Source organism: Amycolatopsis sp. cmx-4-61, assembly GCF_046548775.1.
GTDB lineage: Bacteria > Actinomycetota > Actinomycetes > Mycobacteriales > Pseudonocardiaceae > Amycolatopsis.
Map to the genome: position 1 here is coordinate 131,752 of NZ_JAEBEI010000014.1, position 12,932 is coordinate 144,683.

At 71.5% G+C, this 12,932-nt stretch carries 12 protein-coding genes and 1 pseudogene; 8 read left to right on the forward strand and 5 right to left on the reverse strand.

The window, feature by feature from the left end; translation table 11 throughout:
- Positions 1 to 19: 19 nt before the first annotated feature.
- Entirely contained in the window at positions 20 to 1,987 is a 1,968-nt protein-coding gene (locus tag ACLJOU_RS32230) for a thioredoxin domain-containing protein (RefSeq protein WP_410572709.1), read from the reverse strand.
- A gap of 66 nt (positions 1,988 to 2,053) precedes the next feature.
- On the opposite strand from ACLJOU_RS32230, the pseudogene ACLJOU_RS32235 reads away from it, so the two are divergent.
- Both ACLJOU_RS32235 and ACLJOU_RS32240 read left to right on the forward strand, forming a co-directional pair.
- Positions 2,054 to 3,421, forward strand: a pseudogene (locus ACLJOU_RS32235) (3' terminal RNA ribose 2'-O-methyltransferase Hen1).
- On the forward strand, positions 3,418 to 5,910 hold the full coding sequence (locus ACLJOU_RS32240; protein WP_410572711.1) for a polynucleotide kinase-phosphatase: 2,493 nt from the start codon (positions 3,418 to 3,420) through the stop codon (positions 5,908 to 5,910). The pseudogene ACLJOU_RS32235 and the gene ACLJOU_RS32240 overlap by 4 nt, the downstream one beginning before the upstream one ends.
- Positions 5,911 to 5,926: 16 nt before the next feature.
- Here ACLJOU_RS32240 and ACLJOU_RS32245 read toward each other — a convergent pair whose 3' ends face one another.
- Positions 5,927 to 6,274 carry a winged helix-turn-helix transcriptional regulator gene (locus ACLJOU_RS32245; RefSeq protein ID WP_410572713.1) on the reverse strand — a complete coding sequence of 116 codons (348 nt, stop codon included), beginning with the start codon at positions 6,272 to 6,274 and terminating at the stop codon, positions 5,927 to 5,929.
- A gap of 86 nt (positions 6,275 to 6,360) precedes the next feature.
- Between ACLJOU_RS32245 and ACLJOU_RS32250 the strand changes: the two genes are divergently transcribed.
- Entirely contained in the window at positions 6,361 to 7,026 is a 666-nt protein-coding gene (locus ACLJOU_RS32250) for an NADPH-dependent F420 reductase (protein ID WP_410572715.1), read from the forward strand.
- Here ACLJOU_RS32250 and ACLJOU_RS32255 read toward each other — a convergent pair.
- Positions 7,023 to 7,352 carry a hypothetical protein gene (locus tag ACLJOU_RS32255; RefSeq protein ID WP_410572717.1) on the reverse strand — a complete coding sequence of 110 codons (330 nt, stop codon included), beginning with the start codon at positions 7,350 to 7,352 and terminating at the stop codon, positions 7,023 to 7,025. The genes ACLJOU_RS32250 and ACLJOU_RS32255 overlap by 4 nt on opposite strands.
- Positions 7,353 to 7,367: 15 nt before the next feature.
- The gene (gene mca, locus ACLJOU_RS32260; protein WP_410572719.1) at positions 7,368 to 8,297 is read right to left on the reverse strand and encodes a mycothiol conjugate amidase Mca; all 930 of its coding nucleotides are present in this window, start codon (positions 8,295 to 8,297) and stop codon (positions 7,368 to 7,370) included.
- Positions 8,298 to 8,431: 134 nt separating this feature from the next.
- On the opposite strand from mca, the gene ACLJOU_RS32265 reads away from it, so the two are divergent.
- From ACLJOU_RS32265 to ACLJOU_RS32275, 3 genes are all read left to right on the forward strand, one after another.
- Complete coding sequence (locus ACLJOU_RS32265) at positions 8,432 to 8,878, forward strand: DUF4307 domain-containing protein (RefSeq protein WP_410572721.1); 447 nt, start codon at positions 8,432 to 8,434, stop codon at positions 8,876 to 8,878.
- 195 nt (positions 8,879 to 9,073) lie between these two features.
- Positions 9,074 to 9,574, forward strand: a complete 501-nt coding sequence (gene greA, locus ACLJOU_RS32270; RefSeq protein WP_086845342.1) for a transcription elongation factor GreA — start codon at positions 9,074 to 9,076, stop codon at positions 9,572 to 9,574.
- Positions 9,575 to 9,626: 52 nt separating this feature from the next.
- A complete protein-coding gene (locus ACLJOU_RS32275; protein ID WP_410572723.1) occupies positions 9,627 to 10,430 on the forward strand; it encodes an MBL fold metallo-hydrolase in 804 nt (267 codons plus the stop codon).
- Positions 10,431 to 10,434: 4 nt separating this feature from the next.
- On the opposite strand, the gene ACLJOU_RS32280 is transcribed toward ACLJOU_RS32275, so the two are convergent.
- Positions 10,435 to 10,908, reverse strand: a complete 474-nt coding sequence (locus ACLJOU_RS32280; protein WP_410572725.1) for an Lrp/AsnC family transcriptional regulator — start codon at positions 10,906 to 10,908, stop codon at positions 10,435 to 10,437.
- A 109-nt stretch (positions 10,909 to 11,017) separates the two neighbouring features.
- Between ACLJOU_RS32280 and hppD the strand changes: the two genes are divergently transcribed.
- Positions 11,018 to 12,217 (forward strand): 4-hydroxyphenylpyruvate dioxygenase, encoded by a 1,200-nt coding sequence (gene hppD / locus ACLJOU_RS32285; RefSeq protein ID WP_410572727.1) that lies wholly within the window; start codon positions 11,018 to 11,020, stop codon positions 12,215 to 12,217.
- A gap of 155 nt (positions 12,218 to 12,372) precedes the next feature.
- Positions 12,373 to 12,924 (forward strand): YbaB/EbfC family nucleoid-associated protein, encoded by a 552-nt coding sequence (locus ACLJOU_RS32290; RefSeq protein ID WP_410572729.1) that lies wholly within the window; start codon positions 12,373 to 12,375, stop codon positions 12,922 to 12,924.
- Positions 12,925 to 12,932: the final 8 nt, after the last annotated feature.

Consider the following 12,932-nt stretch of genomic DNA (forward strand, 5'->3'; position numbering starts at 1 on the left):
GGCGATCAGAGCCCGGCGATCAGAGCCGGGCGGTCAGCTCCTCAACCGTTGTCACCGGGCGGTCGCAGACGTACCCCCGGCACACGTACGCCGCCGGGGCGCCCGCGACCAGCGGCCGGTCGGCCAGCAGCGGCACGCCCGGTGCGTCCGGCTCCCCGGCCAGCACGATGCCGCCGCCGTGCACGCCACGGGCCGCGGCCAGGCGCAGCGCAGCGTCGTCGCCCACCACCGCGACCTGCACCGGGCCCGCCTGCAGCGCCTCCGCCACCGACAGCCAGTGGCCGGCGAACCGCGGCACCCGCCCGGCCAGCACGCCGGCCCGGCGCAGCGCCTGCTCGGCCGCCTCCCGGTACCGCGCCGCGCTGTCGTACCCCGCCAGTGCGGAGGCCGTCAGCAACGCGCCGGCCAGCGCGGACGCCCCCGACGGGCTCGCGTTGTCGCCGGGGTCGGCCGGGCGCTGGACCAGCGTCTCGGCGTCGTCGGCGGTGTCGAAGTACGCGCCCGGGACGTCCGGGGACGCGAAGTGCGCCAGCGCCAGGTCGAGCAGCCGGGTCGCCTCAGTGAGCCACTTCGCGTCCCCGGTCGCCTGGTGCAGGGCGAGGAACCCGTCGGCGACGCAGGCGTAGTCCTCCAGCACCCCGGCGGACTCGCCGACGACGCCGTCACGCGAGCTGCGCCGCAGCCGTCCGTCGACGACGTGCACCCGCAGCAGCAGTTCGGCCGCTTCACGAGCCCAGTCGATCCACTGTGGACGATCCAGGGCGGCGCCCGCTTCGGCCAGTGCCGTGATCGCCAGGCCGTTCCAGGACGCGATGACCTTGTCGTCCCGGCCCGGCTGCGGCCGCCTCGAACGTGCTTCCAGGAGCTGGACGCGCAGCGCTTCCGGCAGGTCGCCGAACAGGCGCAGCGTCGACGCACCCTCTTCGAACGTCCCTTCCTCGGTGACACCGAAGAGCTCGGCCGCGGAGTCGTCGCCGACCACCTCACGCAGCTGCGACGGCGTCCAGACGTACGTCAGCCCTTCGACGCCCTCGGTGTCCGCGTCCAGCGAAGACGCGAAGCCGCCTTCGGGCGTCCGCAGGCTCTCGAAGAGGAACTCCGCCGTTCCGGTGGCGACGCGCAACGCCGTCGCCGAGCCGGTGCGCCGCCAGAGGTGCGCGTAGAACCGCAGGAGCAACGCGTTGTCGTACAACATCTTCTCGAAGTGCGGCACGATCCACTCGGCGTCGACGGAGTAGCGTGCGAAACCGCCGGCCAGCTGGTCGTACAGGCCGCCGCGGGCCATCGCCTCGGCGGTCCTGTCCACAAGGGACAAGGCGACCGACGAACCCGTGCGCTCGTGGTGGCGCAGCAGGAACTCCAGGACCATCGACGGCGGGAACTTCGGCGCGCCGCCGAACCCGCCGTTGACGCTGTCCGCCTCCTGCTCGAGCTTCCCGACCGCGCCGGCGAGCACGGCTTCGTCCACAACGGACTCCTTGAGCGGCCCGGTCTGCTCGGCCAGGTGCGCGACGATCTGCTTGGCGCCGTCCAGCAGCTCGTCCGGCCGCTCCTGCCACGCCTGCGTGACGGCGGCCAGCAGCTGCCGGAACGACGGCATGCCCGGCCGCGGCGACGGCGGGTAGTAGGTACCGCAGTGGAACGGCTCGCCGTCCGGCGTGAGGAAGCAGGTCATCGGCCAGCCGCCCTGCCCGGTCATCGCCTGGGTGGCGGCCATGTACACCGCGTCGATGTCGGGCCGCTCCTCGCGGTCGACCTTGATGTTGACGAAGTTCCCGTTCATCAGGGCCGCGGTCCCGGCGTCCTCGAACGACTCGTGCGCCATGACGTGACACCAGTGACAGGCGGCGTAGCCGACGGAAAGCAGGATCGGCACGTTCCGCCGGTTCGCCTCGGCGAGCGCCTCCGGCCCCCACGGCCACCAGTCGACCGGGTTGTCCGCGTGCTGGAGCAGGTACGGGCTGGTCGCGTGCGCGAGGCGGTTCATGGTTCCAGGGTCGCACCCGGGAAAACCGGGCGCGCGGTCACCGGCTCCTCGGCCACACTGATGCCCGTGCTGCTGACCATCACGACGACCCGGAACCCGGCCACCGACCTGGGCTTTCTCCTGCACAAGCACCCGGAGAAGGCGCAGTCGGTTGCGCTGTCGGCCGGGACCGCGCACGTCTTCTACCCGGACGCGGGGCCCGGGCGCTGCACCGCCGCCCTGTTCGTCGAGATCGATCCGGTCGAGCTCGTCCGCGGGGGCGGGACGTCGCTGACCCAGTACGTCAACGACCGGCCGTACGCCGGCGGCTCGTACCTCGCGGTCGCGCTGCGGGCCGCCTTCACGACCGCGCTCGCGGGCCGCTGCGCCGCGCGGCCGGAACTCGTCGACGAGCGCTTCGACCTGGACATCCACGTGCCGTCGCTGTCGGCGCGCGGCGGGGCCGAGGTCGTGCACAGGCTGTTCGAGCCGCTCGGCTGGCGCGTCTCCGCGACCCCGATCCCGCTCGACCCGCAGTTCCCGCAGTAGGGCGACAGTCGCTATGTCGACCTGCGTCTCACCGGCACGCAGCGCGTCGCCGACGCGCTGCGCCACCTCTACGTGCTGCTGCCCGCGCTCGACGGCGACAAGCACTACTGGGTCGGCCAGGACGAAGCCGACAAACTGCTGCGCGCCGGCGACGGCTGGCTCGCCGGGCACCCCGAGCGGACGCTCATCACGAACCGCTACCTCGAGCGGCGCCGTCCGGTCGTCGCGTACGCGCTTTCGCGGCTGGCCGAGGCGGACGACGTCCCGGCGGAGGCCGAAGCGCTGGTCAAGGAGGTGCCGGACCAGCCCGAGAGCCTCGCGTCGCAGCGGCACGGCAGCGTGCTCGCCGCGCTGCGGGCCGTGGGCGCCCGGCGCGTGCTGGACCTCGGCTGCGGCTCCGGCGCGCTGCTGCGCGTTCTCGAGAAGGAGCGGTCGTTCACCGAGATCGTCGGCGTCGACGTGTCGAGCAGTGCGCTGCGCATCGCCGAGAAGCGGCTGAAGGACAACTCCCGCGTCACGCTGCGGCAGTCCGCGCTCACCTACGCGGACCCGGCACTGGCCGGGTTCGACGCGGCCGTGCTCATGGAGGTCGTCGAGCACGTCGACGAAGAGCGGCTGCTGGCCCTGGAACACGCGGTCTTCGGGGTCGCGGCCCCGCGCACGGTGCTCGTCACGACGCCGAACGCGGAGTACAACCGGCTGTTCGAGTTCCTGCCAACGGGGCATTTCCGGCACGCCGACCACCGGTTCGAATGGACGCGAGCCGAGTTCCGCGCCTGGGCGGACGGCGTCGCGACCCGACGCGGCTACGACGTCCGATACGTGCCGATCGGACCGGAGGACCAGGAATCGGGACCGCCGACCCAGATGGCGGTCTTCACCACCCACGAGGAGGTGGCCGCGTGAAGCTGACCGTTCCCGACATGGCGCTCGTCGTGCTCGTCGGCGCTTCCGGCTCCGGCAAGTCGACGTTCGCGCGCACGCACTTCGCGCCGACGCAGGTGCTCTCCAGCGACTTCTTCCGCGGGCTCGTCGCCGACGACGAGAACGACCAGTCGGCCTCGGCGGACGCCTTCGACGCACTGCACTACGTCGCGGGGAAGCGGCTCGCCGCCGGGCGGACGACCGTCATCGACGCGACGAACGTCCAGCGCGCTTCCCGGGCGAGCCTGGTGAAGCTCGCGAAGGAGCACGACGTGCTGCCGACGGCGATCGTGCTGGACCTGCCGCTCGGTGTCTGCGTCGCCCGCAACGCCGGGCGGCCGGACCGCGATTTCGGCGACCACGTGGTCCGCCGGCAGCGCGGCGAGCTGCAGCGATCGCTGAAGTCGCTGGAGCGCGAGGGTTTCCGGCGCGTGCACGTCCTGCGGTCCGAGGCCGAGGTGGCCGAAGCCGAGATCGTCGTCGAGCCGCTGCGCAACGACAAGCGGGAGCTGACCGGGCCGTTCGACGTGATCGGCGACGTCCACGGCTGCGCGGCCGAGCTCGAGGAGCTGCTGGCCGAGCTGGGGTACGTCGACGGCGTGCACCCGGACGGCCGGACCGCGGTGTTCGTCGGCGACCTCGTCGACCGCGGCCCGGACACCCCGGGCGTGCTGCGGCGCGTGATGGGGATGGCTTCCTCCGGCAACGCGCTCGTCGTCTGCGGTAACCACGAGCAGAAGCTGGTGCGCGCGCTGCACGGGCGGAAGGTCAACGTCGCCCACGGGCTCGCCGAGTCGCTCGAGCAGCTCGGCGCGGAGAGCGAGGAGTTCCGCCGCCGCGTGCACGAGTTCTGCGACGGGCTGATCGCGCATTACGTCCTCGACGGCGGGAAGCTCGTCGTCGCCCACGCCGGGCTGCCGGAGCGGTACCACGGGCGCGCGTCCGGGCGGGTGCGCAGCATGGCGCTCTACGGCGACACGACCGGCGAGACCGACGAGTACGGCCTGCCGGTGCGGCTGCCGTGGGCCCGCGACTACCGCGGGTCCGCGACGGTCCTCTACGGGCACACGCCGACGCTGGAGCCGGAGTGGGTCAACAACACGATGTGCCTCGACACCGGCGTCGTGTTCGGCGGGAAGCTGACCGCGCTGCGCTACCCGGAGCGCGAAGTCGTCTCGGTGAAGGCGCACCGGGTCTGGTACGAGCCCGCGCGGCCCCTCGACGCCACGCGTCCGCTGGGTGGCCGCGAGCCGGCGGTGCTGGAGCTGGGTGACGTCACCGGGAAGCGGATCGTGCAGACCGCGCACCACGGCCGGGTCGGTGTCTCGGCGGAGCAGTCGGCGGCGGCCCTGGAGGTGATGAGCCGGTTCGCGGTCGACCCGCGGTGGCTCGCGTACCTGCCGCCGACGATGGCGCCGTGTTCGACGTCTTCGCGGGAGGATTACCTCGAGCACCCGGACGAGGCGTTCGCCGAGTACCGGGCGGCCGGGGTCGAAGCCGTGCTGTGCGAAGAGAAGCACATGGGCTCGCGGGCCGTCGTGCTGGTCTGCCGGGACGACGAAGTGGCGTACCGCCGCTTCGGGATCCGCGGCGGCGGCGCGGTGTACACGCGGACCGGGCGCCCGTTCTTCTCGCCCGAGCAGAACGCCGAGCTGCTGGCGGACGTGCGCACGGCGGCGGCCGGGCTGTTCGAGGAGCTGGACTCGGGCTGGCTGCTGCTCGACGCCGAGCTGCTGCCGTGGAGCGCGAAGGCCGGTTCGCTGATCGCCGATCAGTACGCGTCGGTGGGCGCGGCCGCCCAAGCGGTGCTGCCGGCGGCGGTCTCGGTGTTGGCGACGGCGGCCGCGCGGGGCATCGACGTTTCGGAGCTGCTGGCGCGGACGGCGTCCCGTTCGTCCACAGTGGACGCATATCGGACGGCGTACCGGCGCTACTGCCGGCCGACGTCGGGCCTGGACGGCGTGCGGCTGGCGCCGTTCCAGCTGCTGGCGTCCGAAGGCAGGGCCCACCACGACCGGCCGCACGCGTGGCACCTGTCTTCGCTGGACGTGCTGCGCGGGCCGCGCTTCCAGCGCACCCGGACGCTGGAGGTGGACCTGCTGGACGACGCCTCGGTCGCCCGCGGCGTCTCGTGGTGGGAGGAACTGACGGCGGCGGGCGGCGAGGGCATGGTCGTCAAGCCGGCGGGCAACCTGACCCGCGGCACGCGCGGGCTGGTCCAGCCGGGGGTGAAGGTCCGCGGACGCGAGTACCTGCGGATCATCTACGGCCCCGACTACACGCGCCCGGAGAACCTCGAGCGGCTGCGCAAGCGCGGGCTGAACCGCAAGCGCACGCTGGCGCTGCGCGAGTACGCACTGGGGCTGGAAGCCTTGGAGCGCCTGGCGCGCGGGGAGCCGCTGTGGCGGGTGCACGAGTGCGTGTTCGCGGTGCTCGCGCTGGAATCGGACCCGGTGGACCCGCGGTTGTGAGCCTGGTTGCCCCGGGTCACGGCGTCGACGACAGAGCGCCCTGGTTCTCGGCCGCCCACTCGGCGAGGTGCGCCAAGGGGCCGCCGGCGAAGGACGCTCCCAACGGGGTGAGTTCGTAGACGGCGGCGTCGCGCCCCGCTGCCCGGGCCGTCCGCGCGACCAGGCCGCGCGAGGCCAGGCGCCGGAGCGACTCGGTCAGCACCTTGTCGCTCACCCCGGCGATGCGGTCCAGGAGAACGCTGCGCCGGGTCGGTCCCATCCGCAGCGCGGAGACGACGACCGGGTCCCACGTGTGACTGATGAGTTCGACCGCGGCTCGGACGTGGCAGTCCGAGACGAAGGTCTCGCAGCCCTGCTCGTTCACCCGTCCAGCCTCCCACCCGCGCTCCTACCGGTTGGTAGGAGACGGCCTCTTAGCGTCGCCGTGAGACTCACGAGACGAAGGAGACCATGGTGAAGATCGGACTGCTGGGGACCGGCAACCTCGCGGTGGCGCTGGGAAGCGCGTGGGCGAGCGCCGGGCACGCGATCGCGGTCACCGGCCGGAACCCCGACCGGGCGAAGGCCGCCGCGGAGCGGATCGGTGCCGCCGCGACCGCGGTCGACCCGGGCCGGCTCGCGGGCCAGGCCGAGGCCGTCGTGGTCGCGATCGCCTGGGCCGGGCTGGTGGAAGCGCTGAGGCTGGTCGGCGGCACGGAAGGGACACTGTCGGGGAAGACCGTCATCGACTGCACCAACGCCGTGGACTACGCGACCGGGCGCTTGCTCCCGGAGCGCGGGTCGGCCGCCGAACTGGTCGCCGACGTCGCGGTCGGCGCCCACGTGATCAAGGCCCTGCACCTGTTCGCCGGCGCATCCTGGCCGTTCATCGGCGACCCGGCTGCGGCACCGGTGGTCGCGCTCTGTGGCGACGACACCGGCGCACTGGGCCGGACCGCCGCGCTGATCGGTGACCTCGGCGCACGGCCCGCGGTACTGGGCGGCCTCACCGCCGCGCGGCAGGCGGAGGAAGCCGCCGGCTTCGTGATGCGGCTGGTCGCGGCCGGCGCGAACCCGCGCTTCGCGGTTCCGGACGTGGACCCCGGCCGCCTCGGCGCCGGGACCTCGGCCGGCTAGTCGGCCTTGGTGGTCGAGGAGTCCTTCACGGGCTTCTCGGCCGCCTCGGCGTCGGAGCCGGCCGCCGGCTGCTCCGGCTCGGCCGCCTTCTCCTCGGCGGCCGGCTCGTCGAAGCTGGCCGGGACGCGCTTCAGGTGCTTCGTCATCGAACGGACCAGGAAGGCCACCGCGATGAGGAACAGGATCAGCACCAGGAAGCCGACCGGCGAGGACTTGCCGAAGTCCTCCCCCTGCCCGCCGTTGTCGCCGTTGCCCGGCTGCTGCGTCAAGACCAGGGCCGACGCGGTCACCGGAAGCGCCACGCCGGCCGGCAGCGTCAAGCTCATGTGTTCACCTTCTCCTCAGTGCCCCTTCTCCTTAGGGCCCTTCTCCGGACCCGCGATGCCGGCGAACAGGTCGTCCTCCGGCAACGTGCTGTCGACCAGCGACTTGACCAGCTCGTACTCCTCGGTCGACCAGGTCTCGCGCTGGATCTCCAGGGGCACGGCGAACCAGCGGCTGGTCGGGTCGATCTGCGTGGCGTGCGCCTTGAGCGCCTCGTCCCGCACCTCGAAGTATTCACCGCACTCGACGCGGGTCGTCACCCGCTCCATCACATCGGCGCGGTCGGGGTCCCACTTGGCCAGCCACTCGGTGTAGGGCGACTCGAGCCCGGCCTCCTTCAGCGCGGCGTCGAAGGCCTCCATCCGGGCCTTCGAGAAGCCGTGCACGTAGTACAGCTTCAGCGGCTGCCACGGCTCGCCGGCGTCCGGGAAGCGCTCGGGGTCCGGCGCCGCGTCCCACGCCGCCATCGACACCTCGTGGGTGCGGATGTGGTCGGGGTGGGGGTAGCCGCCGTTCTCGTCGTAGGTCGTGATGACGTGCGGGCGGAACTCGCGGATCACGCGCACCAGCGCCTCGGTCGACTCCTCGAGCGGGACGACGGAGAACGAGCCCTCGGGCACCGGCGGCAGCGGGTCGCCCTCCGGCAGGCCGGAGTCGACGAAGCCCAGCCAGTGCTGGTTCACGCCGAGGATCTTGGCCGCGCGGGCCATCTCCTCGCGGCGGATCTCGGTCATGTTCGCCAGCACCTCGGGCCGGTCCATGGCCGGGTTCAGGATGCTGCCGGCTTCGCCACCGGTGCACGTGACGACCAGCACCTCGTGCCCCTCGGCGGCGTAGCGCGCCATCGTGGCCGCACCCTTGCTCGACTCGTCGTCCGGGTGCGCGTGCACGGCCATCATGCGCAGGCGCGGGTTGGCGGTTTTCCTCAGCTCGTCGGCGTCCACCATGCTCCGAACGACTCCCCTTCTGCCCTTATTCCGCGACCCACCTGCGGGCCGCCCACCCAGCGGGCGGATACTCGGGACGTACCCGCGTCACCATTGTCCAGACGGGTACGACAGGAACGAGCAGGAGGCCCGGGTTGGCAGGCGGACCGGCGGAAACGGCCAGCGCGCCGACGCTGCCCGACGGCCGGTACGGCACCGCGCGCGCGAAGACGTCCCGGCGCTGGCGGCGCTGGCTCTTCCTGGCCGTCGCCCTGCTGGTCAGCGGCCTGATCGCCTGGGTCGCGTACGTCAACCTGGGTTCGGCGCCGATCGACGCCGAGCGCATCGCCTTCACCGCGAAACCGGGCAACGCGATGGAAATCACCATCAACGTCACCCGTGACGACAACAGCCGGCCGGGCGTGTGCGTCGTCCGCGTCCGGGACAAGACCGGCGCCGAGAGCGGCCGCAAAGAGCTCCTGATCCCGGCCGGCGCGAAGTACAGCAGGATGAGCACGACGATCAAGAGCATCGGGGAACCCGTTACTGCAGACGTCTTCGGCTGCTCGTACGACATACCACGCTATCTGTCAACCCCATAGCGGCCAACGGGGTGAACCACGCGCTCAACGCCCAGGGTGCGGGGAAATAACGGGCGTCGACCTCTCGCGCCGTGATACTCTGACCCCTCAGCACGGTCCGCGACGGGCCGTGTTTTTCCTTTATCTCAGCCACGCGGGCACCTACGCCCGCGTGGGCCGGCTTGAACACGCAAGCCTGGCAGGCCCGACGAGGAGATGGTGACCGTGAGCGACACCAAGGTGACCTGGCTCACCCAGGATGCCTACGACCGGCTCAAGCACGAGCTCGACGAAATGATCGAGAATCGGCCGGTCATCGCCGCGCGCATCAACGACAGCCGCGAAGAGGGTGACCTCAAGGAAAACGGCGGGTACCACGCGGCTCGCGAGGAGCAGGGCCAGGCCGAAGCGCGCATCCGGCACCTCCAGGAGCTGCTGCGCTCGGCCAAGGTCGGCGAAGCGCCCGCGAACGACGGCACCGCGGGCCCCGGCAAGGTCCTCACCGTCCGCTACGAGGGTGACGACGAAGACGAGAAGTTCCTGCTCGCCACCCGCGAGGAGGGCGCCGAGGGCGAACTCGACGTGTACTCCCCGGAGTCGCCGCTGGGCAAGGCCCTGCTCGGCGCCAAGGAGGGCGAGTCCCGCGAGTACGAGCTGCCCAACGGCAAGGTCCAGAAGGTGACGCTCGTCAAGGCGGTTCCCTACACCGACGCCTGACGTCCGCGGCTAGCGTGTCCTCCCAGGATCCACATTCTGGGAGGACACAGCTGTGAGCACGCAACCGTTGTGCCAGGCCTGCGGCATGCAGTACGCCGCGGCCCGTGACGACTGCCCGGTCTGCGAGGACGAACGCCAGTACGTCCCGCAGTCCGGGCAGCAGTGGACGAACCTTTCCGCTCTCCGCGAAAGCGGCACCTACACCCCGCGGATCGAGGAGCAGGGCCCCGGCATCACCGGCGTCGGCTCGAACCCGGGATTCGCGATCGGGCAGCGCGCGCTGCTGGTGCGGGCCCGCTCGGGGAACTTCCTCTGGGACTGCGCCGCCTACCTCGACGACGCACTGGTGGCGCAGGTCCGCGACCTGGGCGGCATCACCGGCATCGCGATCAGCCACCCGCACTACTACACGACGATGGTCGAGTGGGCGCGGGCGTTCGACGTGCCGGTCTACCTGCACGAAGCCGACCAGCAGTGGATCGGCCGGCCCGACCCGGCGGTGAAGCTGTGGTCCGGCACCACCCTCGACGTCGCCGACGACCTGCGCCTGATCAACCTCGGCGTGCACTTCGCCGGCGGCACGGTGCTGCACTGGCCGGGCGGCGAAAACGGGCAGGGTGCGTTGCTGTCCGGCGACATCGTGCAGGTCATCCCGGACCGCACGCACGTGGGCTTCATGTACAGCTATCCGAACCTGATCCCGGAGCGGCCGGAAGTGGTCCGCCGGGCGGCGGAGCTGCTGGCGGGCTACCGGTTCGAGGCGATCTACGGCGCCTGGTGGGACGCCGTCGTGCGGACCGACGGCTTCGACGTCGTCCAGCGCTCGGCCCGGCGCTACCTGGCCCAGGTCGCCTGAGCCCTCAGCCCCGCGCGGTCCGCTCCAGCAGGGGGCGGACCCGCGGCGGCACCGGCGTCGACAACGCGATCGACGTCGACGTCCGCAGCACGTCCGGGACGCCGACCACCTTGTCGATGACCCGCTGCAGGTCGTCGTTGCCGCGCGCCACCATGCGGACGAACAGGTCGCCCTGGCCGGTCGTCGCGTGGACTTCGCAGACCTCGTCGATCGCCGCCAGCGCCTCCGCCACCTCGGCGCGGCGGCCCTGCGCGATCTCGAGCACCGCGAACGCCGTCAGGCCGTAGCCCATCGCCGCCAGGTCGAGCTCCGGCGGGAAGCCGCCGAGGATGCCGCGCTCGGTCAGGCGGTCGAGGCGCGCCTGGACCGTCCCGCGCGCCACCCCGAGCCGGCGCGCGCACTCCAGCACCCCCAGGCGCGGGGAGTCCGTGAGCAGCAACAGCAGTCGCGCATCCAGCGCATCGAGGTTCTCCGCCATGCGCAGATTGTCCATCATGACCGTCGGTCTCCGGCACACACCGGTCAGATTGTCCAGCGAAATCAGAGACCATTGCGCATCTTGCCTCGCAAGGATGATCCTTCGAGGTATGACCCAGACTGCCGAACCCCAGGGTGCCCTCGACGACGTCAGCTACGACCAGCTGCGTCAGCTGGTCGGGCTCGTCGACCACGACGCCTCGACCGACCCGTTCCCGGTCAAGGCCATGGACGCGGTGGTGTTCATCGCCGGCAACGCCACCCAGACCGCCTGGTACTACCAGATCGCGTTCGGGATGCAGCTCGTCGCGTACTCCGGTCCCGAGACCGGCGTCTACGACCGCAAGTCCTACGTGCTCAAGTCCGGCTCGGCCCGGTTCGTCATCACCGGCGGCGTGAAGCCGGACTCGCCGCTGCTCGACCACCACCGCAAGCACGGCGACGGCGTCATCGACCTGGCGCTGGAGACCACCGACGTGGACAAGTGCATCGAGCACGCCCGCGCGCAGGGCGCGACCGTCCTCGAGGAGCCGCACGACGTCTCCGACGAGCACGGCACGGTCCGCGTCGCCGCGATCGCGACCTATGGCGAAACCCGCCACTCGCTGGTCGACCGCTCGCGCTACAACGGCGTCTACCTGCCCGGCTACGAGCCGCGCGAGAGCACGATCAAGCGCCCCGAAGGCGCGCCGAAGCGGCTGTTCCAGGCGGTCGACCACTGCGTCGGCAACGTCGAGCTCGGCAAGATGGACTACTGGGTCGACTGGTACCACCGCGTCATGGGCTTCGTGAACATGGCGGAGTTCGTCGGCGACGACATCGCGACCGAGTACTCGGCGCTGATGAGCAAGGTCGTCTCGAACGGCAACCACCGGGTCAAGTTCCCGCTGAACGAGCCGGCCGTGGCGAAGAAGAAGTCGCAGATCGACGAGTACCTCGAGTTCTACGACGGGGCCGGCTGCCAGCACATCGCGCTGGCCACCAACGACATCATCGCGACGGTGACGGCGATGCGCGCCGCCGGCGTCGAGTTCCTCGACACCCCGGACTCCTACTACGACGACCCCGAGCTGCGGGCGCGGATCGGCAACGTCCGCGTGCCGATCGAGGTGCTCAAGGAGCACAGCATCCTGGTCGACCGCGACGAGGACGGCTACCTGCTGCAGATCTTCACCAAGCCGATCGGCGACCGCCCGACGGTGTTCTACGAGCTGATCGAGCGGCACGGCTCGCTCGGCTTCGGCAAGGGCAACTTCAAGGCGCTGTTCGAAGCCATCGAGCGTGAGCAGGAGCGCCGGGGCAATCTTTAACGCCTGGGCGCCATCAGACGCCGGGGCAACCTCTGACACATCTCGGCGAGAGGCCACGATAGGAGACTTCCGGGTCCCCTATCGTGGCCTTTGTCGTGATCCGGGAACCGACGGCGGCCCGGGTCCGTCTGTGTGATGGAGGGAAGGGGGCCGTGATGCCGGAGAGCATCGACGCCAGCGACGCGCTGATCGACAACTGGACCAAGCGGCTCGAGGAGAACGCCGCCCGGTACCAGGCGCTGGCCGATCGCATGCAGGGCCAGACGGTCACCGAGCGGTCGAAGGACGGCACCGTCGAGGTGACGATCGATTCGCGCGGGCTGCTGAAGAACCTCGTCATCGCCGAAACCGCGGCCGGCAAGCGGATGGCCGAGGTGTCGGCGCAGGTCATGCAGCTGGTGCAGCGGGCGCAGGCGCGGATCCCGGAGCTGCTGCAGCAGGCCATGACCGAGACCACCGGCACCGGCGACCAGGCCGCGGCCGAGATCGTCCGCGAGGCGCAGAGCACGTTCCCGGCGCCGCCGCCCGAGGCCGAACCGGCGTTCCCGGAACCCGGCCGCGTCCGCCGGTTCCTGCCGGAGGACGTCGAGGAGCCGCCGCGCACGCCACCTGCGCCTCCCGCGCCGCCTGCCTCGCCGCAGCCGCCGCGGCGCCGTCGTCCGGTCGAGGACGATGACGACGACTTCGGCGGGCCGATTCTTTCCTGAGGGGAAAA

Bases quoted from the DNA above. Each gene is read 5' to 3' on its own strand.
- hppD (WP_410572727.1), top strand. From the start codon at position 11,018: ATGACCCAGACTGCCGAACCCCAGGGTGCCCTCGACGACGTCAGCTAC.
- ACLJOU_RS32230 (WP_410572709.1), bottom strand. From the start codon at position 1,987: ATGAACCGCCTCGCGCACGCGACCAGCCCGTACCTGCTCCAGCACGCG.
- greA (WP_086845342.1), top strand. From the start codon at position 9,074: ATGGTGACCGTGAGCGACACCAAGGTGACCTGGCTCACCCAGGATGCC.
- mca (WP_410572719.1), bottom strand. From the start codon at position 8,297: ATGGTGGACGCCGACGAGCTGAGGAAAACCGCCAACCCGCGCCTGCGC.
- ACLJOU_RS32255 (WP_410572717.1), bottom strand. From the start codon at position 7,352: ATGAGCTTGACGCTGCCGGCCGGCGTGGCGCTTCCGGTGACCGCGTCG.
- ACLJOU_RS32290 (WP_410572729.1), top strand. From the start codon at position 12,373: ATGCCGGAGAGCATCGACGCCAGCGACGCGCTGATCGACAACTGGACC.
- ACLJOU_RS32280 (WP_410572725.1), bottom strand. From the start codon at position 10,908: ATGGCGGAGAACCTCGATGCGCTGGATGCGCGACTGCTGTTGCTGCTC.
- ACLJOU_RS32250 (WP_410572715.1), top strand. From the start codon at position 6,361: ATGGTGAAGATCGGACTGCTGGGGACCGGCAACCTCGCGGTGGCGCTG.